22 protein-coding genes are annotated in these 24383 nt (G+C 62.1%); all 22 read right to left on the bottom strand.

All coding sequences use genetic code 11. The annotated features are described in order from the left end of the window. Positions 1 to 59: 59 nt before the first annotated feature. A complete protein-coding gene (rpsQ, locus tag GJW30_RS17925; RefSeq protein ID WP_096357762.1) occupies positions 60 to 326 on the bottom strand; it encodes a 30S ribosomal protein S17 in 267 nt (88 codons plus the stop codon). 15 nt (positions 327 to 341) lie between these two features. Continuing rightward, the gene (gene rpmC, locus GJW30_RS17930; RefSeq protein ID WP_096357764.1) at positions 342 to 542 is read right to left on the bottom strand and encodes a 50S ribosomal protein L29; all 201 of its coding nucleotides are present in this window, start codon (positions 540 to 542) and stop codon (positions 342 to 344) included. Positions 543 to 547: 5 nt separating this feature from the next. After that, a complete protein-coding gene (gene rplP / locus GJW30_RS17935; protein ID WP_096357766.1) occupies positions 548 to 961 on the bottom strand; it encodes a 50S ribosomal protein L16 in 414 nt (137 codons plus the stop codon). 18 nt (positions 962 to 979) lie between these two features. Continuing rightward, positions 980 to 1684 carry a 30S ribosomal protein S3 gene (rpsC, locus tag GJW30_RS17940; RefSeq protein WP_096357768.1) on the bottom strand — a complete coding sequence of 235 codons (705 nt, stop codon included), beginning with the start codon at positions 1682 to 1684 and terminating at the stop codon, positions 980 to 982. Between the two features lie 10 nt (positions 1685 to 1694). Continuing rightward, positions 1695 to 2081 carry a 50S ribosomal protein L22 gene (gene rplV, locus GJW30_RS17945; RefSeq protein ID WP_096357770.1) on the bottom strand — a complete coding sequence of 129 codons (387 nt, stop codon included), beginning with the start codon at positions 2079 to 2081 and terminating at the stop codon, positions 1695 to 1697. An 11-nt stretch (positions 2082 to 2092) separates the two neighbouring features. Continuing rightward, complete coding sequence (gene rpsS, locus GJW30_RS17950) at positions 2093 to 2371, bottom strand: 30S ribosomal protein S19 (RefSeq protein ID WP_096357772.1); 279 nt, start codon at positions 2369 to 2371, stop codon at positions 2093 to 2095. 11 nt (positions 2372 to 2382) lie between these two features. Then, on the bottom strand, positions 2383 to 3219 hold the full coding sequence (rplB, locus tag GJW30_RS17955; RefSeq protein ID WP_096357774.1) for a 50S ribosomal protein L2: 837 nt from the start codon (positions 3217 to 3219) through the stop codon (positions 2383 to 2385). A 12-nt stretch (positions 3220 to 3231) separates the two neighbouring features. Beyond that, positions 3232 to 3534 (bottom strand): 50S ribosomal protein L23, encoded by a 303-nt coding sequence (locus tag GJW30_RS17960; RefSeq protein WP_096357776.1) that lies wholly within the window; start codon positions 3532 to 3534, stop codon positions 3232 to 3234. Next, positions 3531 to 4151, bottom strand: coding sequence for a 50S ribosomal protein L4 (gene rplD / locus GJW30_RS17965; protein ID WP_096358909.1), 621 nt, complete (start codon positions 4149 to 4151; stop codon positions 3531 to 3533). The genes GJW30_RS17960 and rplD overlap by 4 nt, the downstream gene beginning before the upstream one ends. Before the next feature lie 2 nt (positions 4152 to 4153). Further along, complete coding sequence (gene rplC, locus GJW30_RS17970) at positions 4154 to 4885, bottom strand: 50S ribosomal protein L3 (RefSeq protein WP_096357778.1); 732 nt, start codon at positions 4883 to 4885, stop codon at positions 4154 to 4156. Positions 4886 to 4939: 54 nt separating this feature from the next. Continuing rightward, complete coding sequence (gene rpsJ / locus GJW30_RS17975; RefSeq protein WP_096357780.1) at positions 4940 to 5248, bottom strand: 30S ribosomal protein S10; 309 nt, start codon at positions 5246 to 5248, stop codon at positions 4940 to 4942. A gap of 76 nt (positions 5249 to 5324) precedes the next feature. Continuing rightward, complete coding sequence (gene tuf, locus GJW30_RS17980) at positions 5325 to 6515, bottom strand: elongation factor Tu (protein ID WP_096357782.1); 1191 nt, start codon at positions 6513 to 6515, stop codon at positions 5325 to 5327. 42 nt (positions 6516 to 6557) lie between these two features. Continuing rightward, positions 6558 to 8630 carry an elongation factor G gene (fusA, locus tag GJW30_RS17985; protein WP_096357784.1) on the bottom strand — a complete coding sequence of 691 codons (2073 nt, stop codon included), beginning with the start codon at positions 8628 to 8630 and terminating at the stop codon, positions 6558 to 6560. 18 nt (positions 8631 to 8648) lie between these two features. Continuing rightward, a complete protein-coding gene (gene rpsG / locus GJW30_RS17990) occupies positions 8649 to 9119 on the bottom strand; it encodes a 30S ribosomal protein S7 (RefSeq protein WP_096357786.1) in 471 nt (156 codons plus the stop codon). 18 nt (positions 9120 to 9137) lie between these two features. After that, entirely contained in the window at positions 9138 to 9509 is a 372-nt protein-coding gene (gene rpsL, locus GJW30_RS17995) for a 30S ribosomal protein S12 (protein WP_096357788.1), read from the bottom strand. Between the two features lie 451 nt (positions 9510 to 9960). Then, the gene (locus GJW30_RS18000) at positions 9961 to 10578 is read right to left on the bottom strand and encodes a hypothetical protein (protein WP_096357790.1); all 618 of its coding nucleotides are present in this window, start codon (positions 10576 to 10578) and stop codon (positions 9961 to 9963) included. Positions 10579 to 10707: 129 nt separating this feature from the next. Beyond that, a complete protein-coding gene (locus GJW30_RS18005; protein ID WP_096357792.1) occupies positions 10708 to 11817 on the bottom strand; it encodes a helix-turn-helix transcriptional regulator in 1110 nt (369 codons plus the stop codon). A gap of 97 nt (positions 11818 to 11914) precedes the next feature. Further along, positions 11915 to 14125 (bottom strand): BTAD domain-containing putative transcriptional regulator, encoded by a 2211-nt coding sequence (locus tag GJW30_RS18010; RefSeq protein WP_096357794.1) that lies wholly within the window; start codon positions 14123 to 14125, stop codon positions 11915 to 11917. A 122-nt stretch (positions 14126 to 14247) separates the two neighbouring features. Continuing rightward, the gene (rpoC, locus tag GJW30_RS18015) at positions 14248 to 18435 is read right to left on the bottom strand and encodes a DNA-directed RNA polymerase subunit beta' (protein WP_096357796.1); all 4188 of its coding nucleotides are present in this window, start codon (positions 18433 to 18435) and stop codon (positions 14248 to 14250) included. A gap of 233 nt (positions 18436 to 18668) precedes the next feature. After that, the gene (gene rpoB / locus GJW30_RS18020; protein ID WP_096357799.1) at positions 18669 to 22787 is read right to left on the bottom strand and encodes a DNA-directed RNA polymerase subunit beta; all 4119 of its coding nucleotides are present in this window, start codon (positions 22785 to 22787) and stop codon (positions 18669 to 18671) included. A 240-nt stretch (positions 22788 to 23027) separates the two neighbouring features. Continuing rightward, complete coding sequence (gene rplL / locus GJW30_RS18025) at positions 23028 to 23405, bottom strand: 50S ribosomal protein L7/L12 (RefSeq protein ID WP_096357801.1); 378 nt, start codon at positions 23403 to 23405, stop codon at positions 23028 to 23030. Between the two features lie 51 nt (positions 23406 to 23456). After that, the gene (gene rplJ, locus GJW30_RS18030; protein WP_096357803.1) at positions 23457 to 23975 is read right to left on the bottom strand and encodes a 50S ribosomal protein L10; all 519 of its coding nucleotides are present in this window, start codon (positions 23973 to 23975) and stop codon (positions 23457 to 23459) included. Between the last annotated feature and the right edge of the window lie 408 nt (positions 23976 to 24383).

Genomic DNA, 24383 nt, shown 5'->3' on the forward strand with positions numbered 1-24383 from the left:
TCGTCCTCTATTTCGGCGCCGTTATGGCGCGCAGTACTACGTAGAACGCGAAGCCGGCTTTACGCCGATTTCGCGGATGTCTTCTCGACGCGCTTCTCGCCGCGCACCACCGCCCAGCGCTTCGTGCGCGAGATCGGCTTGTGCTCTTCGATCCACACCGTGTCGCCGACCGCATAGGCGTTCGACTCGTCGTGCGCCTGATACTTCTTCGAACGGCGCACCGTCTTCTTCATGATCGGGTGCGTGAAGCGGCGCTCGATCAAGACGACGACCGTCTTGTCCTGCTTATCGCTCACCACCGTGCCTTGCAGTACGCGCTTGGGCATACGGGCCTCTCTCTATTACGACTTGGCGGCGGCGCGCTTTTGGCGCGCGACCGTCTGAATGCGGGCGATGTCGCGGCGCACTTGGCGCACGCGCGAGGTGTTCTCGAGCTGGCCCGTCGCGCGCTGGAAGCGCAGGTTGAACTGCTCTTTCTTCAACTTCAGCAGCTCGTCGGAGAGCTGGTCGGCCGAAAGGCCGCGGACGTCATCGATCTTCATGATCCCTACTCCGCGATACGCTGGATGAATCGCGTCTTGATCGGCAGCTTAGCGGCAGCAAGCGTGAGCGCTTCCTTCGCGAGCTGAACCGGCACGCCGTCGAGCTCGAACAGGATGCGGCCCGGCGCAACGCGCGCGACCCAATACTCGGGAGCGCCTTTGCCGGAGCCCATGCGCACTTCGAGCGGCTTTTTGGAGACCGGCACGTCCGGGAAAATCCGGATCCACACGCGGCCTGCGCGCTTCATGTGACGCGTCAGCGCGCGGCGAGCCGCCTCGATCTGACGGGCCGTGACACGATCCGGCTCCATCGCCTTCAGACCGAACTGGCCGAAGTCGAGATTGGTGCCGCCCTTCGAGGTGCCCTTGATGCGCCCCTTGTGCGCCTTCCGGAACTTCGTCTTCTTCGGTTGCAACATGACTTATCGTCCTAAAACTTAGGCCGCGTCGCGGCGCGGGCGACCGGCGTCACCGCCGCCGTCTGCCATTTTCTTGTCCTGCGCCATCGGATCGTGCTCAAGGATTTCGCCCTTGAAGATCCAAACCTTAACGCCGCAGGTTCCGTAGGTCGTGAACGCCGTCGCAACGCCGAAGTCGACGTCGGCGCGCAGCGTGTGCAGCGGCACGCGACCTTCGCGGTACCACTCGAGACGGGCAATTTCGGCGCCGCCGAGACGGCCCGAGCAGTTGATGCGGATGCCTTCCGCGCCGAGACGCATCGCCGACTGAACGGCGCGCTTCATGGCACGGCGGAACGCAACGCGGCGCTCGAGCTGCTGCGCGATCGATTCGGCGACCAGCTGCGCATCGATTTCCGGCTTACGGATTTCGATGATGTTGAGCACGACGTCCGCATTCGTGAGCGCCGCAACCTGCTTGCGCAGCTTGTCGATGTCGGCGCCCTTCTTGCCGATGACGACACCCGGACGCGCCGAGTGGATCGTGACGCGGCACTTCTTGTGCGGGCGCTCGATGACGATGCGCGAGACGGCAGCCTGCTTGAGCTCTTTCATGAGCATCGCGCGGATCGCCATGTCTTCGTGCAGCAGCTTGCCGTATTCGCCCTTGGCGGCGAACCAGCGCGAGTCCCACGTGCGGTTGATGCCGAGGCGCAGGCCGATTGGATTGATTTTCTGACCCATCAGATTCCCCTTACGCCGCTGCCTTTTCCTCGACCTGACGAACGATGATCGTCAGGTGCGAGAACGGCTTCTGGATGGCGCCGGCGCGGCCGCGTGCGCGCGCATGGAAGCGCTTCATCACGAGAGCTTTGCCGACATGCGCCTGCGCGACGATCAGATCGTCGACATCGAGGCTGTGGTTGTTTTCCGCGTTGGCGATCGCCGACTCGAGGCACTTCTTCACGTCGCGCGCGATGCGCTTACGCGAGAATTCGAGATCGGCCAAGGCCGCCGCAACCTTCTTGCCGCGGATTAACTGCGCGACCAGGTTGAGCTTCTGCGGGCTGATGCGGATGTTGCGAGCCACGGCTTGCGCCTCGGTCTCGGACAAAACGCGCTCGCGCTTTTTCTTACCCATCGATCAGCTCCCTACGACCGCTTGGCTTTTTTGTCCGAGGCATGGCCATGGAACGTACGCGTCGGCGCGAACTCGCCGAGCTTATGTCCGACCATTTCCTCGGTCACAGCGACCGGGATGTGCTTCTGTCCGTTGTGAACGCCGAACGTCAGACCGACGAACTGCGGCAGGATCGTCGAGCGGCGGCTCCACGTCTTGATGACGTCGTGCCGGCCAGACGAACGAGCCGTATCGGCTTTCTTGAGGAGGTATCCGTCAACGAACGGACCTTTCCATACTGAACGCGTCATGTGCGTCCTTCCTACTTCTTCTTGCGAGCGTGACGGCTCGCGACAATGAATTTCGTAGTCTGCTTGTTCTTACGCGTCTTCTTGCCCTTGGTCGGGAAGCCCCACGGCGTAACCGGATGACGGCCACCCGAAGAACGGCCTTCGCCGCCGCCGAGCGGATGGTCGACCGGGTTCATGGAGACGCCGCGGTTATGCGGGCGCTTGCCGAGCCAACGGTTACGACCGGCTTTGCCGATCGAGGTGTTCATGTGGTCCGGGTTCGACACCGCACCGACCGACGCCATGCACTGACCGTGCACGAGGCGCTGCTCACCCGACGAGAGACGGATGATGATGTATTCCTGATCGCGGCCGGCGATCTGAGCGTAGGTGCCGGCCGAACGCGCGAGCGCCCCGCCCTTACCGATCTTCAGCTCGATGTTGTGCACGATCGTGCCGACCGGAATGGCCGCCAGCGGCATCGCATTGCCCGGCTTCACGTCCGCGCTCTTCGCCGAGATGACGGTGTCGCCTTCGGCCAAGCGCTGCGGCGCCAGGATGTAGGCGAGCTCGCCGTCCTCGTACTTGATCAGCGCGATGAAGGCCGAACGGTTCGGATCGTATTCGATACGCTCGACACGCGCCGGCACATCAAGCTTACGGCGCTTGAAGTCGACGTTGCGATACGCCTGCTTGTGTCCGCCGCCACGAAAACGAACCGTGATGCGACCGTTGTTGTTGCGGCCGCCGGCTTCAGCGCGACCTTCGGTCAGCGTCTTGACGGGCTTGCCGCGGTAGAGCGCCGAACGATCGACCAGCACCAGCTGTCGCTGGCCCGGGGTCGTCGGCTTATATTTCTTCAGTGCCATAACGATTATCCCTTAGAGGCCGGTCGTCACGTCGATGCGGTGACCTTCCTCGAGCGTCACGACTGCGCGTTTGACGTCCGAGAGTTCACCCTTGAAGCCGCGGAACACCCGCGTCTTGCCCTTACGCAGCAGCGTGTTGACGCTCTTGACCTTGACGTCGAAAAGCTTCTCGACCGCTTCCTTGATCTGCGGCTTGGTCGCGCCGCGCGCGACCTTGAACACGACCTTGTTGTGCTCCGACTGCATCGTCGCCTTTTCGGTGATCGTCGGCGACAGGATCACGTCGTAGTGGCGAGCTTCGATGGCTTTGCTCATTTGAACCGCGCCTCCAGCGCATCGACAGCAGCGCGCGTCAGCACGAGCTTCTCGCGGCGCATGATGTCGTAAACGTTGATGCCCTGGATCGGCAGGACATCGATATGCGGAATGTTGCGAGCCGCGAGCGCGAAGTTCTCGTTCACCTCGGCGCCGTCGATGATCAGTGCGCTGGTGAGGCCGAGCTTGCCGAAGCTGAGCTTCAGCGCCTTCGTCTTCGCTTCGCCGGTCGAGGCCTGATCGACAATGATCAGCGCGCCGTCCTTGGCCTTCGCCGAGAGAGCGTGACGCAGCGCGAGCGCGCGCACTTTCTTCGGCAGGCCGATCTCGTGGCTGCGCGGGGTCGGACCGAACGAACGGCCACCACCACGGAACAGGTTGGCGCGAGCCGCACCGTGACGAGCACCGCCGGTGCCCTTCTGCTTGTAGAGCTTCTTGCCCGTACGCGCGATCTCCGAACGGTTCTTGACGTCGTGCGTGCCGGCCTGGCGCTTGGCCAGCTGCCAGCGCACGCAACGCTGCAAGAGATCGGCACGCGGCTCGAGACCGAAGATGTCCTGGTTGAGGTCGAGCGAACCCGCCTCTTTACCTTCGAGCGTGTTGATTGCGATTTTCATGTTCACGCTCCCTCAGCCGTAGCTGCCGGCTCTTGTGCCGCAGCTGCGCTCTCGCCACCGGCGACGCGGAACTTGCCCGGCTTCGGTGCATCCTTCGGGAGCGCCTTCTTGACGGCGTCACGCATGGTGATCCAGCCGCCGGCAACGCCCGGCACCGCGCCTTCGACCATGATCAGACCGCGCTCGACATCCGTCTGCACGACCTTGAGGTTCAGCGTAGTGACTTGCTCGACACCGAGGTGACCCGGCATCTTCTTGTTCTTGAACGTCTTGCCCGGATCCTGACGGCCGCCGGTCGAACCGATCGAGCGATGCGAGACCGAGACGCCGTGCGTCGCGCGCAGACCGCCGAAGTTCCAGCGCTTCATGCCGCCGGCAAAACCCTTACCGGTCGTGATGCCGGTGACGTCGACGAACTGACCGACGACGAAATGGTCCGCCATGATCTCGGCGCCGACCGGAATGAGCTCAGCGTCGGTGACGCGGAATTCCGCGACCTTGCGCTTCGGCTCGACCTTGGCGACGGCGAAGTTGCCGCGCTCGGCCTTCGGCACGTTCTTCGGCTTGCGCTTGCCGGAACCCAGCTGCAGCGCAACGTAGCCGTTTTTATCTTGCGTGCGATGACCCACCACTTGGCAGCCATCGAGTTTGAGCACGGTCACCGGGATATGCTCACCAGCGTCTGTAAAGACGCGGGTCATTCCCAGCTTCTGCGCGATCACTCCGGAACGCATTGTCGTCCGTCCTTGACTAGTCGCGTTAAACGCGAGTTCAAATCTTTATGCGGCTTAGAGCTTGATCTCGACGTCCACACCGGCCGCGAGGTCGAGCTTCATCAAAGCGTCGACGGTTTGCGGCGTCGGGTCGACGATGTCGAGCAAACGCTTGTGAGTCCGCATTTCGAACTGCTCGCGCGACTTCTTGTCGATGTGCGGCGAGCGGTTGACCGTGTACTTCTCGATCCGGGTAGGCAGCGGAATCGGACCACGCACCTGCGCGCCCGTACGCTTGGCCGTATTCACGATCTCGCGCGTCGACGCATCGAGGATGCGATGATCGAACGCTTTGAGCCGGATGCGAATGTTTTGGCCGTTCATCTTTTATCTCTCGTCTAAGTGAGCAGTAGGCAATCGGCGGCCGGCAATCTTGCGACTGCCGACTGCCTAACTATCCTCACTCGATGATGCTTGCGACGACGCCGGCGCCGACCGTACGGCCGCCTTCGCGGATGGCGAAGCGAAGCTTCTCTTCCATCGCGATCGGCACGATCAGGTGCACTTCCATCGCGACGTTGTCGCCCGGAACGACCATCTCGGTGCCTTCCGGCAGGTGAACCACGCCCGTCACGTCCGTCGTGCGGAAGTAGAACTGCGGACGGTAGTTCGTGAAGAACGGCGTGTGGCGACCGCCCTCATCCTTCGTCAGGATGTAGGCTTCTGCCTTGAACTTCGTGTGCGGCTTGACCGAACCCGGCTTGCAGAGAACCTGGCCGCGCTCGACGTCTTCACGCTTCGTGCCGCGCAGCAGTGCGCCGATGTTGTCGCCGGCCTGGCCCTGATCGAGCAGCTTGCGGAACATCTCGACGCCCGTGACGGTCGTCTTCGTCGTCGCGCGGAGGCCGACGATCTCGACTTCCTCGCCGACCTTGACGATGCCGCGCTCGACGCGGCCGGTGACGACCGTGCCGCGGCCCGAGATCGAGAACACGTCTTCGACCGGCATCAGGAACGGCTGGTCGATCGGACGCTCCGGCTGCGGGATGTAGGAATCGACGGTCTCCATGAGCGCCAGAACCGCGTCCTTGCCGATCTTCGGCTCGCGGTCTTCAAGCGCGCACAGCGCCGAACCCTTGGTGATCGGAATGTCGTCGCCCGGGAACTCGTACTTCGAGAGAAGCTCGCGCACTTCGAGCTCGACGAGCTCCAAGAGCTCCGGATCGTCGACCATGTCGACCTTGTTCATGAACACGACGAGCGCCGGAACGCCGACCTGGCGGGCGAGCAGGATGTGCTCGCGCGTCTGCGGCATCGGGCCGTCGGCAGCCGACACGACCAGGATCGCGCCGTCCATCTGCGCCGCGCCCGTGATCATGTTCTTCACGTAGTCGGCGTGGCCCGGGCAATCGACGTGCGCGTAGTGGCGGTTGTCGGTCTGATACTCGACGTGCGCGGTCGAGATCGTGATGCCGCGTGCCTTCTCTTCCGGTGCCTTGTCGATCTGGTCGTACGCCGTGAACGTTGCGCCGCCCTTCTCCGCCAACACCTTCGTGATCGCTGCCGTCAACGACGTCTTGCCATGGTCAACGTGACCAATCGTGCCGATGTTGCAGTGCGGCTTGTTGCGTTCAAATTTCTCTTTGGCCATGTGGCTCTCCGTACAGACTTGAGCGTCCGGTGACGCTTGCGGTTATGCGAATTTCTTCTGGACTTCTTCCGAGACGTTACGCGGCGCCTCGGCGTAGTGATCGAACTGCATCGTGAAGGTTGCGCGGCCCTGGCTCATCGAGCGCAGAGTGTTCACGTAACCAAACATGTTCATCAGCGGGACCATCGCGTTGATGACGTTGGCGTTGCCGCGCATGTCCTGGCCCTGGATCTGGCCACGGCGGGAGTTCAAGTCACCGATGACCGAACCCGTGTAGTCTTCCGGCGTCACGCACTCGACCTTCATGATCGGCTCGAGCAGGACCGACTTGCCCTTTTGCAGCGCTTCGCGGAACGCAGCGCGCGACGCGATTTCGAACGCCAGTGCCGACGAGTCGACTTCGTGATACGCGCCGTCGATCAGCGACACCTTGACGTCGACAACCGGGAAGCCAGCGACCACGCCAGCGCCCATGACGCTGTTGAGGCCCTTTTCGACGCCCGGGATGTATTCCTTCGGCACGTTGCCGCCGATGATCTTCGACTCGAACTCGAAGCCTTTGCCCGGCTCGTTCGGCTCGACGACGATCTTGACGCGCGCGAACTGACCCGTACCACCGGTCTGCTTCTTGTGCGTGTAATCGACTTCCGCCTTCTGCGTCACGCGTTCACGGAACGCCACCTGCGGCGCGCCGATATTGGCGTCCACCTTGTAGGTGCGGCGCAGGATGTCGACCTTGATGTCGAGATGGAGTTCGCCCATCCCCTTGAGGATGGTCTGACCCGACTCGTGATCGGTCGACACGCGGAACGACGGATCTTCCGCAGCGAGCTTTGCGAGAGCGACGCCCAGCTTTTCCTGGTCGGCCTTCGACTTCGGCTCGATCGCGATCTCGATGACCGGATCCGGGAATTCCATGCGCTCGAGAACGACCTGCTTGATCGGATCGCACAGCGTGTCGCCGGTGCGAACTTCCTTCAGGCCGGCGAGTGCGACGATGTCGCCCGCATAGGCTTCTTTGATGTCTTCGCGGTTGTTCGCATGCATCAACAGCATGCGGCCGATACGCTCTTTCTTCTCGCGCGTCGAGTTGACGACGCCGGTGCCGCTTTGCAGCACGCCCGAGTAGATGCGGCAGAACGTGATCGTGCCGACGAACGGATCGTCCATGATCTTGAACGCGAGCAGCGCCATCGGCTCGTCATCCTTCGGAAGACGAACGACCGGCTCACCCTTGTCGTCCTCGCCCTTGATGGCGGGAACGTCGAGCGGCGACGGCAGATAGTCGACGACGGCGTCGAGCAGCGGCTGCACGCCCTTGTTCTTGAACGCCGAGCCGGCGAGCACCGGATAGAAGGCGCCCGTGATGACGGCCTTGCGGATCAGCTTCTTGAGTGTCGGGACGTCCGGCTCGTTGCCGTCGAGATACGCTGCCATGGCGTCGTCATCGAGATCGACCGCAGCTTCGACGAGCGCGATACGATATTCGGCAGCCTGCTCTTTCAGGTCTTCCGGAATTTCAACGTCGTTGTACTTGGCGCCGAGCGCCTCGTCTTCCCACACGATGCCGACCATGCGAACGAGGTCGATAACGCCCTTGAAGTTATTCTCCGAACCGATCGGAAGCTGGATCGCGACCGGCTTCGCGCCGAGGCGAACCTTGATGTCCTCGAGGCACTTGAAGAAGTCAGCGCCGATCTTGTCCATCTTGTTCGCGAAAACGATACGCGGAACTTTGTACTTGTCGCCCTGACGCCAGACCGTCTCGGTCTGCGGCTCGACGCCCTGGTTAGAGTCGAGCACGCAAACGGCGCCGTCGAGCACGCGCAGCGAACGCTCGACTTCGATCGTGAAGTCGACGTGGCCCGGCGTGTCGATGATGTTCAGACGCTTGTCGTTCCAGAATGCGGTCGTCGCGGCAGACGTGATCGTGATGCCGCGCTCCTGCTCCTGCTCCATCCAGTCCATCGTCGCGGCACCTTCGTGCACTTCGCCGATTTTGTGGCTCTTGCCGGTGTAGTAGAGGATCCGCTCGGTCGTCGTCGTCTTGCCGGCATCGATGTGCGCCATGATGCCGAAGTTACGGTAGTCCTCGATCGGATGATTGCGGGCCATGTCAGATGTCCTTCGGGCTTACCAGCGGTAGTGCGAAAATGCGCGGTTGGCTTCCGCCATCTTGTGCGTGTCTTCGCGCTTCTTGACCGCGTTGCCTCGGCCGTTCGATGCGTCGAGCAGCTCTGCCGAGAGGCGCTCCGTCATCGTCTTTTCGTTGCGGCCACGGGCCGACGTGATGATCCAGCGAATGCCGAGCGCCTGACGGCGATCCGTACGCACTTCGACCGGAACCTGATAGGTGGCGCCACCGACGCGGCGCGAACGAACTTCGAGCGACGGCATGACATTTTCGAGCGCCGACTGAAACACGCCGAGCGGCTGCTGCTTCGTCTTCTGCTCGATGGTGTCGAGAGCGCCGTACACGATCTGCTCGGCGACCGACTTCTTGCCATCATACATGATGGCATTCATGAACTTCGTAATGACGATATTCCCGAACTTCGGATCGGGAAGAATTTCGCGTTTCTCGGCGCGGTGACGACGGGACATGGTTCTCTCTCCGCTCCGTTACTTCGGACGCTTCGCGCCGTACTTCGAACGGCGCTGCTTACGGTTCTTGACGCCCTGGGTATCGAGGACGCCGCGCAGGATGTGGTAGCGAACGCCCGGAAGATCCTTCACGCGGCCGCCGCGGATCATGACCACCGAGTGCTCTTGCAGGTTATGGCCTTCGCCCGGGATGTAACCGATGACTTCGAAGCCGTTGGTCAAGCGAACCTTGGCGACCTTACGGAGAGCCGAGTTCGGCTTCTTCGGCGTGGTCGTATAAACGCGCGTGCAGACGCCGCGCTTCTGCGGGCTCTGCTGCAGCGCCGGCACCTTCTTACGGGCCTTCACCTGTACCCGGGGCTTCCGGATCAGCTGATTAATCGTCGGCATCCGACATCCACCTTGTTTCGGCCCTTCGGGCCACCCGCAATCCATCGAAATAGGATCGCTTGCCTACACTCCGCAGGGCAAATACCCCACGCAAAACGAATCTGCGCCGACCCGCTCTTGAAGAAGCGGAAGGGCGCTTGCCAAACCAGAGGACCGGAGGGCCGAAACCCCAAGGTCATGCACCAGCATTAACGGCTCAAGTCGGCGGCAACGTTTGAGCTTCATCGATCAGGGCGCATGTGACGCGCCACACGGATCAGAAAAACTCACCGCTTGCCGGAAAGTGAGCGGGTTCTATCCGCCAGGGCTCGGAAGTGTCAAGCAATTAAGGGACTCAAATGACTCGGGATTTGCGATTTTTTGCAATGCGGCATGAGAAACGGCGAAAATCGCCCTCGCCTGCGGCGCGGCGAGTGATTTGAGCAAGCGATTTGCTGGAATTTAGCGGCTTTCAGCCGGCGCTTTGATTCGTCGCTGACACTAGGCCTTGCCGGTGCCGAAGGCGCCGAATCCCGCGTATTTGCGTCGCCGCCGTTCGCACATTGGGCAAGCCGCGATTGAAAGGATTTCTGGCGAAAGCCAGACGGGTGAATGGATTCGCTTCTTCTGCATGGATCACAGGATCAGCGGAGCAAGGTTCATGCGCGAATTCGCGCGCCATCTCGAGGAACGGCGATCGCATCGCCCACAAGTGCTCGATATCGAATAAATCGAGCATCATGACGCGCTGCCGGCTGGCGCCTGCCGCGCCGGGGACCGACATTTCGGTCCGGCGGAACCCGAGCTGCTCGAGCGTATCGATCAAGGTCAGCGGCGATGCGACCACCCATATCCGCACCCCGGCGCGCAAGCTCTCGCGGTAAGCGTTGCGCCAGGCATTGGTCAGCAATTCCGGAGAAATGTGTTGGCCCACGAGTGTGACCAGCGAGCAAATCGCCACATCGCGAATGGCCGGCGACGGCACGACACGCAATAGGCTCACGAGATCAGGATCGCTTGCTACATCGCCTGCCCGCGACACGCGCAGGAGCGCCTCGAGGCTCTTCGGCGACCCGATGAGGTAATTCATACTCGTCGCATGGGGCCAGGAGCCCATCGGCTCCGCAGGAACACGCATCACTGATCCTAAGCTCTTGTAGCGACGGCCAGTCTGCGCGAACCTTCGCCGCTGGCCATCACCCATATGAGGTAAGAAAAGTCAGTCCTTTTCGAAGGATGCACCTTGTCCGGGAAGGCTGGCGTATCCGAGTAGTCTTACAAGTTCGGCCTGCCCGCGTACGCCGGTCTTGGCGAAGACAGCCTTGAGTTGGGTGCGCACCGTCAGCGCCGATACGCCGAGAGCTTTCGCGATGGTATCGATCGGCCGCGCCGCGCCGATCGCTCTCGCAACGCGCGCTTCGGCCGGTGTCAGATCGAAAAGCCCCTGCAGCAGTTCAGCTCCCGGGACGTCGCGCGGCACGACCGGCACCGCGAGGCAGATCCAGGAAACCTGCGCGAAGATGTCGTGCGCGCTGCCGACCACCGGCAGCAGGTGAATGACATGCGGTGGCATGTCGTCGGCTGCCGCGATCGGGATCGACCTGACGGTTTCGGTCGCGGTGAGCGGCGCGTTCAACGTCGTCGAGAGCAGCGCATCGGCGGCATCGTCGACAAGCGTCAAGCGTGCTAGCCGGTCATGCACGAGCTTCGGCATCAGCGCTTCGAACAGCGAGTTCGCCGCCAGCACTTTGCCTTTACTTCCGAGCGAAGCTGCCGGCAGCCCGACGATCTTGAATGTCTCGGCAGCCGTTCGCGCGTGATCGAGTCCGACCCGCGCGCCGAGCGCGCCGGCGCGCGCCAAATGCGGCCTCAATTCATCGAGCCTTCCGATATCTTCAGCCGAAAGCGGCGTCTCTGCCCCGCGCTCGACGCTGTAAACGACGACATCGCCGGACGGCATCGGAATGTAGGTCCCGGCCGCGATGCCGCCGAGACCACGCGGCTTGAGGAACTCACGGTGCTCTGGATCAGCCGCAAGTTCCTCCGCCGTGAAAATGTGCTGCTCGGTGATAAAACCCGGATGCCCCGCACCGACCATTCGCCGCGTCCGCTCGGCCTTCAGGTGCCAGCCGGCGGCCAGCCAATCCTGCATCACCTGGTTGATCGACGCCGACGCGGACCAATGCGACACGCGCTGAAAGTTCGTCGTGAAGACGACCGCACCCTCCGCACCGATCGTCTCGGCGACCTGCCCAAGCGCTGTCGGCCAGTGTTCCGGGACCAGCGCCGCTTCGTAGATGTTGTCGATTAGATCGTTGGGGTCGCGCATTGGCTCAACGTGGACTTTGGTTGAGCAATCCTTTCAGGCGTGCGTGATTTTAGCGTGAGTCGGCCGTTATGCTTTGTGGATCAACCGCATATCGCGGCTATCGCGACTCGATCGGTGTGCTTGCTTCCGTGCGCGTGGCCGCGACGGCGCGCCCCAACGCCGCGCGATAGGCCTCGACATAACGGTCGCGTTCGGACGCAAAGGCCGGCGCAGTTTCGCCATGCCGGTTGCTGCCGCGCAGCGCCATGACTTGCGGCGAATAATTCGGTGCCTGGCGATGCGCCTCGGTGGCGGCTTGCGTCGCTTCTGCTTCACGCCCAGCGAGTTCGAGCGCGGCGGCGTACAGCGCTTGAACGCGGCCGATCTTCGGATTTTGTTGCACCGCCAGTGCAAGCCACCGTGCAGCATCCGCATAACGGCGCGCGACGAGCGCGACTTCGCCCGCGATATACGCGTTGTCGATCGTTTGAACGGTCACCGTCTTCTGATCGACCCAGCGGTCGAACCAAGCGACGCCCTCCTCGACGCGGCCCAGAAACGCGCCGATATGCGCGAGCTGAACGCCGGCCTGCAGGTGACCGGGCCACAGCTCGAGAACGCGCTCGAAGTGCCGCGCCGCAACCTCGTGATCGCGGCTGACCTTCGCGGTCAGACCGCGAATGAATTCGGCGTGCGCCGACTCGGGCGCGATATGCCGCAAGCGATCGAGCAACACCGCAAGCTCCGCCAAATCCGCCTTAACGTCGGGGCTCTGATTGCGCGCTACCGTTTGCGCGATCTGACCGACCAGATGGGAAAGCGCGAGTTCGTTGTCCGGTGCCAACGCGAGGATACGCTTCCAGACGTCGCGCTCATTCGGCGCTCGGTCGGAATACTGAGAGCGTATTGCGTGGGCTCCGGCACGCGCGAGAAGCGCTTGCACCGACATATCCTCGTCGGCGAACTTCGTTGCCCAGTGCAAAGCAATCGCGCCGATTGTCGACAACGCTGTTTCGGAGGTGAGCTGGCGAAGCGTCACCGCAAGGTCAGTACCTTCACGGACGATCGAGCGCCCCGAAATGGCCGATCCGGTTTCGGTGTCCCACACCTCGACGAAGACATGCACGCGACCCTGCGGCTGCTGCTGGATGTATCCCGACATGATGTACCGGGCGTGCAGAGCGCGGCCGAGCTGAGCCATACGGCCCGCCGGGGGCAGTTCTCTCGGCGTGTCGATGACAGCGTGTCGGCGATGCAGCAGAAACACCCGCTTCACCGACATGTTGAACTCGGCAGCAAACGGAGCCAGCGCCTCGCTTCCGGACTGCAACGTGAAAGGCAGGATCGCGAGCGAAACCTTCCCATCGCCCTGCTCGTTGTAAGTCGCCGGCGCTGGCAGCGCTTCGGCTGTCGTCGCCGATGGCTTGACGTCGGGCTTGAAGAATATCCGCGGGTTGAAGAGGAACACTGCGGCGGCCATCAGCGCTATTGCGAGCGCACCGGATAATCGGAGGTCAGCAGGAAATCGCCAAAGACCGCTCCCCTTCGGCGGAGCTGCAATGGGCGCCTGCTTCGTTGCCTGCGTTGCCGCAGCGGGTTCACTCGATTTCTGTGCGCGAAACGTATCCAACAAACGCTGCGTCTCACGCTCCGGCTGCACGGCGAGTTCATCGCGCAACAATGTGCGAAACTGTTCGTACCGCGCCATCGCAGAAGCGCGCCCCGAGACGATCGCCTCCTCGCGCAAGACCAGACGATGAGTCTCTTCGCGTAGGGGCTCGAGAGCATGCAACGCGAGCGCACGGTCGAGAGCCTCCTTGTGGCGGCCCTTCTCCGCTAGCGTTCTCACCAAGCGATCGCCGACTGAGACTGCGAGGTGACGTGCAGCCGCTCGTTCTTCGCTCAGCCATCGCTGGAAATTGTCGCAAGCGAGATCGAGGTCCGCACCGAATGGTCCACGCACGACATCCATTGCGGCAGAAAGCGTCAGAACGTCGTCCGCTTTGGTCGCCGCGGCGAGCTGCGCGAGATCCGTATCGACCGCATCGGTCAGCGCGATCTCGTCGTCGGTTGCGGAAAAGAACTGCGACGCGTGACCGCCGAGCGCACGGCGCAGAACGCTGAGTTCTTGACGGAGGTTGAGTCGCGTTTTCGGGTCGTCACCGGCCCACAGCAGCGATGCCGCATCAGAACGATTGATCCGGCGACGCGGGCTCGAGGCGAGTAGCGCCAGCAGCGCACGCGATTTGCGCGATGTGATCGGAAGAACGCGTTCGGGCTGAGAGACCGATAGCTCGAGATTGCCGATAACACGAAGCGTGAAACGCATAACGCGCGAGAACCTGAGATTGCACTGCTTCGCAAACGCTACTCGACTAGTTTGAGCGAGTCACGCAACTCAAAAGAAAGGCCGCCCGGAGGCGGCCTTTCGGTATTGGTATAAGGAAAAGCTTACTCGGCAGCGGGTGCCGGGAGAGCTTCGGGCTGCTCGGCGCCCGAAGTCTTCTCGCGCTCGTCGAGAATGAGGTCGTCGCGCTTCGTCGCCACTTCGCGCAGACGCGTCATCTGCGCGCCCGTGCCGGCCGGGATCAGGCGGCCCACAATGACGTTCTCCTTGAGACCGTCGAGCGTGTCGTGCTTTCCGCTGACCGCCGCCTCGGTGAGGACGCGGGTGGTCTCCTGGAACGACGCTGCCGAAATGAACGACCGCGTCTGCAAGCTCGCCTTGGTGATGCCGAGGAGAACCGGATGCGCCGTCGCTTCCTTCTTACCCTCTTCCTTCGCCTTGACGTTGATCTCGTCGAACTCGATCTTGTCGATCTGTTCGCCCTCGATGAGATCGGTCTCGCCGCCGTCTTCGATCTCGACCTTCTGCAGCATCTGGCGAACGATCACCTCGATGTGCTTGTCGTTGATCATGACGCCCTGGAGTCGATAGACCTCCTGGATTTCGTTGACGAGATAGGCCGCCAGCTCCTCGACGCCCTTGACCGCAAGAATGTCGTGCGGTGCCGGATTGCCTTCGAGGATGAAGTCGCCCTTTTCGATCGCATCGCCGTCCTGCAAGTGGATGTGCTTGCCCTTCGGGATGAGATACTCGCGCGGCTCGCTGCCGTCCGTCGGCTCGATCGAGAGACGACGCTTGTTCTTGTAGTCGCGGCCGAAGCGGATCGTGCCGGAGATTTCCGCGATGACGGCGGCTTCCTTCGGACGGCGTGCTTCGAACAGCTCCGCCACGCGCGGCAGACCGCCCGTGATGTCGCGTGTCTTGGCGCCTTCCGTGGAGATACGCGCGATGACATCGCCCGCCCGCACCTGCGCGTCCGGATCGACCGAGATGATCGCGTCCACGGCGAGCTGATAACGAGCATCAGCACCACGCGACAGCTTCTTGACCTTGCCGTCCTTGCCCTTGATCGCAATGGCCGGACGCAAGTCCGCGCCACCGCGCGTCGAGCGCCAGTCCGTCACGATACGCTTGGCGATGAAGGTCGCTTCGTCGATCGCTTCCGACATCGACTGGCCTTCGACCAGGTCTTCGAACCCGACGATGCCGTCGACTTCGCTGATGATCGGGCGTGTGAACGGGTCCCAATCGGCGATGCGCTGGCCGCGCTTGACCTTGTCACCTTCGTCGACCTTTAGGCGCGAGCCGTACTGGATACGGTGCACTGCGCGCTCCGTACCGTCCGGATCGGACACTACGACCGCCATGTTGCGGACGATCGCAATGTTTTCACCGTCCGCGTTGCGGACGACGCCGCGGTTACGGATCGTGATGACACCGTCGAAGTTCGATTCGATGAACGACTGCTCGGAAATCTGAGCAACGCCGCCGATGTGGAACGTACGCATCGTGAGCTGCGTGCCCGGCTCGCCGATCGACTGCGCCGCGATGACGCCGACCGCTTCGCCCATGTTGACCGGCGTGCCGCGAGCAAGATCGCGGCCGTAGCACTTGCCGCAAACGCCGCTGGTGACCGAGCAGGTCAGCACCGAGCGAATGCGCACTTCCTGCACGCTCGCCTTGGTGATGAGGTCGACATGGCTTTCGTCGAGCGCCGTGCCGTTCGGCACGATCACTTCGTGCGTCGCCGGATCACGCACGTCCTCTGCCGTTGTCCGGCCGAGGATGCGCGTTGCCAGCGAGGCGACGACCGTGCCGGCGTCGATGATCGCGCGCACCTTGATGCCCGCGTCGGTGCCGCAATCGACCGTCGTGATGATGCAGTCCTGCGCCACGTCGACAAGACGGCGGGTCAGGTAACCCGAGTTCGCCGTCTTGAGCGCCGTATCGGCAAGACCCTTACGCGCACCGTGCGTCGAGTTGAAGTACTCGAGAACCGACAGACCCTCTTTGAAGTTCGAGATGATCGGCGTCTCGATGATTTCGCCTGAAGGCTTCGTCATCGCGCCGCGCATACCGGCGAGCTGCTTCATCTGCGTCGGCGAACCGCGCGCTCCCGAGTGGGCCATCATGTAGATCGAGTTGATCGGCCGCTCGCGCTTGCCCGTCTCGTCCTTACGGACGGCCGAGATCTCGCGCATCATTTCTTCGGCGATCTTGTCGGTGCACTTCGACCAGGCATCGACAACCTTGTTGTACTTCTCGCCCGGGGTGATGAGGCCGTCGTTCTGCTGCTGCTCGTAGTCCTTCACGAGCACGCGCGTCTCTTCGACCAGCTTCTTCTTCGAAGCCGGCACCACCATGTCGTCCTTGCCGAACGAGATGCCGGCCTTGAACGCGTTGTGGAAGCCGAGCGCCATGATGCGATCGCAGAAGATGACCGTGTCCTTCTGACCGCAGTGACGATAGACGGTGTCGATCGTTCCCGAGATCTCGCGCTTCGTCATCAGCTTGTTGGCGACGTCGAAAGGAATCTTCGGGCTGTTCGGCAGAACTTCGCCGATCTTCACGCGGCCCGGCGTCGTTTCGTACCAGCGGCGGATCGGCCTGCCATCGAAGCCGAGACCGTCCCAACGGTACTTGATCTTCGTGTGCAGCGTGATCGCCTTCTCGTGCAACGCGTGATCGATCTCCGCCATTTCGGCGAACACCTTGCCCTCGCCCGGCTCGCCTTCCTTCATCAACGAAAGATAGTAGAGACCGAGAACGATATCCTGCGACGGCACGATGATCGGCTGGCCGTTCGCCGGATGCAGAATGTTGTTTGTCGACATCATGAGCACGCGCGCTTCCAGCTGCGCTTCGAGCGACAGCGGAACGTGCACGGCCATTTGGTCGCCGTCGAAGTCGGCGTTGAACGCCGCGCAAACCAGCGGATGCAGCTGGATCGCCTTGCCTTCGATCAGTGTCGGCTCGAACGCCTGAATGCCGAGGCGGTGAAGCGTCGGCGCACGGTTGAGCAGCACCGGATGCTCGCGGATAACCTCGTCGAGGATATCCCAAACCTCCGGACGCTCCTTCTCCACCAGCTTCTTGGCCTGCTTGACGGTGGTCGAGAGACCCTTGGCTTCGAGGCGCGAATAGATGAACGGCTTGAACAGCTCGAGCGCCATCTTCTTCGGCAAGCCGCACTGATGAAGCTTGAGCTCCGGACCGACGACGATGACCGAACGGCCCGAATAGTCGACGCGCTTGCCGAGCAGGTTCTGACGGAAGCGGCCCTGCTTGCCCTTCAGCATGTCGGCGAGCGACTTCAGCGGACGCTTGTTGGCGCCCGTGATGACGCGGCCGCGGCGGCCGTTGTCGAACAGAGCGTCGACGGCTTCCTGCAGCATGCGCTTTTCGTTGCGGATGATGATGTCCGGCGCACGCAGCTCGATCAGGCGCTTCAGTCGGTTGTTACGATTGATGACGCGGCGATAGAGGTCGTTCAAGTCGGACGTCGCAAAGCGGCCGCCGTCGAGCGGCACGAGCGGACGCAGATCCGGCGGGATCACCGGGACTTGCGTCAGGATCATCCACTCCGGCTTGTTGCCCGAAGCGACGAACGCTTCGATGAGCTTCAGACGCTTCGCGTTCTTCTTCTTCTTGATTTCCGAATCCGTCTCACCGATCTCGGCGCGCAGATCGACCGCGATCTTCGGCAGATCCATCGCTTTCAGCATCTCGCGGATGGCTTCGGCGCCGATCATCGCGGTGAACGAGTCCTGGCCGTACTCGTCCTGAGCGCGGACATAATCGTCCTCCGAGAGGAGTTGACGATCCTTCAGCGGCGTCAGACCCGGCTCGATGACGACGTAGCTCTCGAAATACAGAATACGCTCAAGTTCCTTGAGCGTGATGTCCATCAGCATGCCGATGCGGCTCGGCAGCGACTTCAGGAACCAGATATGCGCGACGGGCGCTGCGAGTTCGATGTGGCCCATGCGCTCGCGCCGAACGCGCGACAGCGTCACTTCGACACCGCACTTCTCGCAGATGATGCCCTTGTACTTCATGCGCTTGTACTTGCCGCACAAGCATTCGTAGTCCTTGATCGGCCCGAAGATGCGCGCGCAGAACAAGCCGTCACGCTCCGGCTTGAACGTGCGGTAGTTGATCGTTTCGGGCTTTTTGATTTCGCCGTAGGACCACGACAGGATTTTCTCCGGGCTCGCGATCGAAATGCGAATCTGGTCGAAAACCTGAGCCGGCGCCTGCGGGCTAAAGAGGTTCATCAGTTCTTGGTTCATGCCTAGCTCCTCATTGAGGAAGCGCCGCAAAACGCCGACACGCTTCCGAGGGTATCAACTTGCGAAGCGGACCCATCCGCTCCGTAGAAACTTGCCTGGCCGCCGATCCTTCGAGACGCTCGCTCCGCGAGCTCCTCAGGATGACGGCGGAGAAATTCAGCAGGTGACCGTCATCCTGAGGAGCGAGGGTTGGCTTTTGCCGACCCTCGCGTCTCGAAGGATGAACGTCCCTGTTATTCCGCCGCCTCCGCGCCGTCGCGCGCCTGCTTGGAATTGTGCAGGTCGACGTTGAGGCCGAGCGAGCGCATTTCCTTGACGAGCACGTTGAACGACTCCGGAATACCGGCCTCGAACGTGTCGTCGCCGCGCACGATCGCTTCGTACACCTTGGTGCGGCCCGCGACGTCGTCCGACTTCACGGTCAGCATTTCCTGCAGCGTGTACGCAGCGCCGTAAGCTTCGAGCGCCCACACCTCCATTTCGCCGAAGCGCTGGCCACCGAACTGCGCCTTACCACCCAGCGGCTGCTGTGTGACGAGCGAGTACGGGCCGATCGACCGCGCGTGGATCTTGTCGTCCACGAGATGGTGCAGCTTCAGCATGTAGATGTAGCCGACCGTGACCTTACGATCGAAGGTGTCGCCCGTGCGTCCGTCGAACAGCGTCGACTGGCCGGACCCATGCAGGCCGGCTTTGGCGAGCGCTTCTTCGATGTCGGCCTCGCGCGCACCGTCGAACACCGGCGTTGCCATCGGCACACCGTTGCGGACGTTGGTCGCGAGTTCGAGCGCGCCGGCGTCGTCGAGCGCCTTCACGGTCGCATCTTCGCCGTAGGCTCTGTGCAACGCTTCCTTGACCGGCTTCGCATCCTTCACGGCGCTGGCCATGTAGGCGTCGTAAGCCTCGCCGATGCGGCGGCCGAGACCCGCGCACGCCCAACCAAGGTGCGTCTCGAGAATCTGACCGACGTTCATGCGGCTCGGCACGCCAAGCGGGTTCAGCACAATGTCGACCGGCGTGCCGTCCTCGAGGAACGGCATGTCTTCCGACGGAACGATCTTCGACACGACACCCTTGTTGCCGTGACGGCCGGCCATCTTGTCGCCCGGCTGGATCTTGCGCTTCACGGCGACGAAGACCTTGACCATCTTCATCACGCCCGGCGGAAGTTCGTCGCCGCGCTGCAGCTTCTCGACCTTATCGAGGAAGCGCTGCTCGAGCTGCTTCTTCGACTCGTCGTACTGCTTACGCATCGCCTCGATTTCCGACATCGTCTTGTCGTTGGCGACGGCGAACTGCCACCACTGCGAACGCGGATACTCTTCGAGCACCGTGCGCGACAGCGTTGCGTCTTTCTTGAAGCCCTTCGGGCCCGCAATGCCGGCCTTCTTGTCGAGGATCTCGGAGAGACGGCCGTAGACGTTACGATCGAGGATCGCCTGTTCGTCGTCGCGGTCCTTCGCGAGGCGTTCGATTTCCTCGCGCTCGATCGCGAGTGCACGCTCGTCCTTGTCGACGCCGTGACGGTTGAACACACGCACTTCGACGACCGTGCCGGTGACGCCCGGCGGAACGCGCAGCGACGTGTCGCGCACGTCGGAAGCCTTCTCGCCGAAGATGGCGCGCAGCAGCTTCTCTTCCGGCGTCATCGGGCTTTCGCCCTTCGGCGTGATCTTGCCGCACAGGATGTCGCCTGCGTGCACTTCCGCGCCGATGTAAACGATGCCGGCTTCGTCGAGGTTCTTCAGCGCTTCTTCCGAAACGTTCGGAATGTCGCGCGTGATTTCTTCCGGACCAAGCTTCGTGTCGCGTGCCGCAACTTCGAATTCCTCGATATGGATCGAGGTGAAGACGTCGTCCTTGACGATCTTTTCAGACAGCAGGATCGAGTCTTCGAAGTTGTAGCCGTTCCACGGCATGAACGCGACGAGCACGTTCCGGCCGAGCGCGAGCTCGCCCTGGTCGGTCGACGGACCGTCCGCGATGATGTCGCCCTTGCTGACGAAATCGCCGACGCGCACCAGCGGACGCTGCGTGATGCAGGTCGACTGGTTGGAACGCTGGAACTTCATCAAGCGATAGATGTCGACGCCCGACTTCGACGGATCTTTCTCTTCCGTCGCGCGGACAACGATACGCGTTGCGTCCACCTGGTCGATGATGCCGGTGCGGCGCGCAGCGATCGCTGCGCCCGAGTCACGTGCGACAACGCCTTCCATGCCGGTGCCGACGAACGGCGCTTCGGCGCGCACCAACGGCACGGCCTGACGCTGCATGTTGGCGCCCATCAGTGCGCGGTTCGCGTCGTCGTTCTCGATGAACGGGATGAGCGCGGCGGCGACCGAGACGAGCTGCTTCGGCGACACGTCCATGTAGTCGACGCGGTCCGGCGTGATCGAGAGCACGTCACCTGCGTGACGGCAGACGATCAGGTCTTCGGTGAACTTGCCCTTTGCGTCGAGCGGCTGGTTCGCCTGCGCGACGTAATAGCGGCCTTCTTCCATCGCCGAGAGGTAGTTGACCTCGTCGGTGACGGAGCCGTCCTTCACGCGGCGATACGGAGCTTCGATGAAGCCGTATTTGTTGACGCGTGCGAAGGTCGCCAGCGAGTTGATGAGACCGATATTCGGACCTTCCGGCGTCTCGATCGGGCAGATGCGGCCGTAATGCGTCGGGTGCACGTCGCGCACTTCGAAGCCGGCACGCTCGCGCGTCAGACCGCCCGGGCCAAGAGCCGAGAGACGGCGCTTGTGGGTGATCTCCGAGAGCGGGTTGGTCTGATCCATGAACTGCGAGAGCTGCGAGGAACCGAAGAACTCGCGCACGGCGGCAGCCGCCGGCTTCGCGTTGATCAGGTCCTGCGGCATGACGGTGTCGATATCGACCGACGACATGCGCTCCTTGATCGCGCGCTCCATACGCAGGAGGCCGATGCGGTACTGGTTCTCCATGAGCTCGCCGACCGAACGCACGCGGCGGTTGCCGAGATGGTCGATGTCGTCGATCTCGCCCTTGCCGTCACGCAGCTCGACAAGCGTCTTGATGACCGAAAGGATGTCTTCCTTGCGCAGGACGCGCATCGTGTCCGGCGCATCGAGTTCGAGGCGCATGTTCATCTTGACGCGGCCGACCGCGGAAAGATCGTAACGCTCGGCGTCGAAGAACATTGACTGGAACATCGCCGAAGCAGTGTCGACAGTCGGCGGCTCGCCCGGGCGCATCACGCGGTAGATGTCGAACAGCGCTTCTTCGCGCGTCATGTTCTTGTCGGCCGACAGCGTATTGCGAATGTACGGGCCAACGTTGACATGGTCGATGTCCAGGATCGGCAATTCCTTATAGCCGGCCTCATCGAGCGCCTTCAGCGTCTTCTCGGTGATCTCTTCACCGGCTTCGACATAGATCTCACCCGTCTTCGGGTTGACCAGGTCTTCGCCGATATAGTGGCCGATCAGCTCTTCGTCGGAAACGCGCAGAGCCTTAAGGCCCTTCTCGGCGAGTTGGCGAGCCTGACGCACTGTCAGCTTCTTGCCGGCCTCGAGCACGACTTTGCCGGTGTCGGCGTCGACGAGATCGTTGATCGCCTTGTAGCCGCGCATACGGGTGGCATCGAACGGAACGCGCCAGCCTTCCTTCGTGCGCTTGTAGGTGATCTTCTTGTAGAAGGTGTCGAGGATTTCCTCGCCGTCCAGCCCGAGCGCGAACATCAGCGACGTCACCGGAATTTTGCGGCGACGGTCGATACGCGCATGCACGATGTCCTTGGCGTCGAACTCGATGTCGAGCCAGGAACCGCGATACGGGATGATGCGGGCAGCAAACAGCAGCTTGCCCGACGAATGCGACTTGCCCTTGTCGTGATCGAAGAAGACGCCCGGCGAACGGTGCATCTGCGAGACGATCACGCGCTCGGTGCCGTTGACCACGAAGGTGCCGTTCATCGTCATGAGCGGGATATCGCCCATGTAGACGTCCTGCTCCTTGATGTCCTTGACGGACTTCGCGCCGGTCTCTTCGTCTATATCGAACACGATGAGGCGCAGCGTCACCTTCAGCGGCGCCGCATACGTCATCGAGCGCTGACGGCACTCGTCAACGTCATACTTCGGGGGTTCGAACTCGTACTTGACGAACTCCAGCATCGAGGTGCCGGCAAAGTCCGAAATCGGGAACACCGACTTGAAGACTGCCTGCAGACCCTCGTCCGGACGGCCACCTTCTGGCTCGTCGATCTGGAGGAACTGGTCGTACGATGCCTTCTGAACCTCGATGAGGTTCGGCATCCGTGCGACTTCATGAATTTTGCCGAAAAACCTGCGGACCCGCTTACGACCGGTCAACGTCTGCGCCATCTCGCCTCTCAATATTCGTGCCTCGAAATCCGGTCCTGGCAACCTGACTTCGGGTATTGCGGCTGCCGAGCCACCGGGCTGGCGCCGAGATCAAGGATGCGCGTCCGCACCCTCGGGAAAATTCGTAACTACGCCGCCGAGCGGCGCACCTGCAGCACTTCACTTAACTTCCGCGCCGGCTTGTGGCCGACCCGTAACGGGCGAAAGGCCGGGGCTGACGCGCAGCCCCGGCTTTCCGAATTACTTGAGCTCGACCTTGGCGCCAGCCTTTTCGAGCTGAGCCTTGAGCTTCTCGGCTTCGTCCTTGGCAACGCCTTCCTTGACGGGCTTCGGCGCGCCTTCGACCAGGTCCTTGGCTTCCTTGAGGCCCAGGCCCGTGATCGCGCGGACTTCCTTAATGACTTCGATCTTCTTGTCGCCGGCAGCAGCCAGCACGACCGTGAATTCGGTCTTCTCTTCAGCAGCAGCAGCAGCGCCGCCGCCACCCGGAGCAGCCGCAACCGCAACAGCGGCAGCAGCCGAAACGCCCCACTTCTCTTCGAGCATCTTGGCGAGCTCAGCAGCCTCGAGAACGGTCAGGCTCGAGAGTTCGTCAACGATTTTGGAAAGGTCAGCCATGGATATAGGTCCTTATTGGGTTCAAACCAGATGTGGTTCTGTATCTTGTGATCAGGCGGCTTCGCCTTTGGCGGCGTAAGCGCCGACGACGCGCGCGACCTTGGCCGCGGGCGCATTGGCCAGTTGAGCCAGTTTGGTTGCCGGAGCCTGGATAAGGCCGACCAGTTTCGCACGCAGCTCGTCGAGTGACGGCAGCGTTGCCAGCGCCTTGACCCCGGAGGGATCCAGCACCGTCTTGCCCATGGCTCCGCCCAGGATGACCAGCTTTTCGTTGGTCTTCGCAAAGTCGGAGGCAACTTTGGCAGCCGCGACCGGATCGCCCGAATAGGCGAGCAGGGTCGGCCCCTTGAGCAGCGAACCGATCGAAGCAACGTCGGTCCCATCGAGCGCGATCTTGGCAAGCCGATTCTTGGCCACCTTCACGCTCGCGCCTGCCGCCCGCATCTGCCGACGAAGCGTCGACATCTGCGCAACCGTCAGCCCAGCATAGTGACAAACCACGACCACGGTCGTCGACTTGAACACATCCTGGAGCGACGCGACGGAGGCAGCTTTTTCTGCACGATCCATTAAGTGCGCTCTTCAATTTGGCGGATTGCTCCGCCGGTTGCACCTGCCGCTCAGCATTTCGCAAGAAATGCCAGAACAGCGATTTGGACTTTCGTCCTGCCCGCCGGACGCAGCGCCTTCATTCGCCGAAACGAAAAGGGCGTCACGCCAAGTGCAAAGGTTAGAACCCGTATCCGTTCAATGGCTTGCACCATTTTCCGGATTCAACTTCGTAACCCGTCTATGCAGGCCCTGCCGAACCTTTTTGGGACTGTGTGCCGCCTGAAACTCTGACTTCAGTCGGCTGCCCAAGCGATTCTGAATTAAGCCGACGAATCGGCGCCTGCAGTCTCGGACAGGAGTGGCAATCTCGCCCGCCTAGAGACGTTCGAAACTACCGTGCGTTTCCTAAAATCGAAGATGATTCAA

The sequence above is a fragment of the Variibacter gotjawalensis genome (assembly GCF_002355335.1).
Classification (GTDB): Bacteria; Pseudomonadota; Alphaproteobacteria; order Rhizobiales; family Xanthobacteraceae; genus Variibacter; species Variibacter gotjawalensis.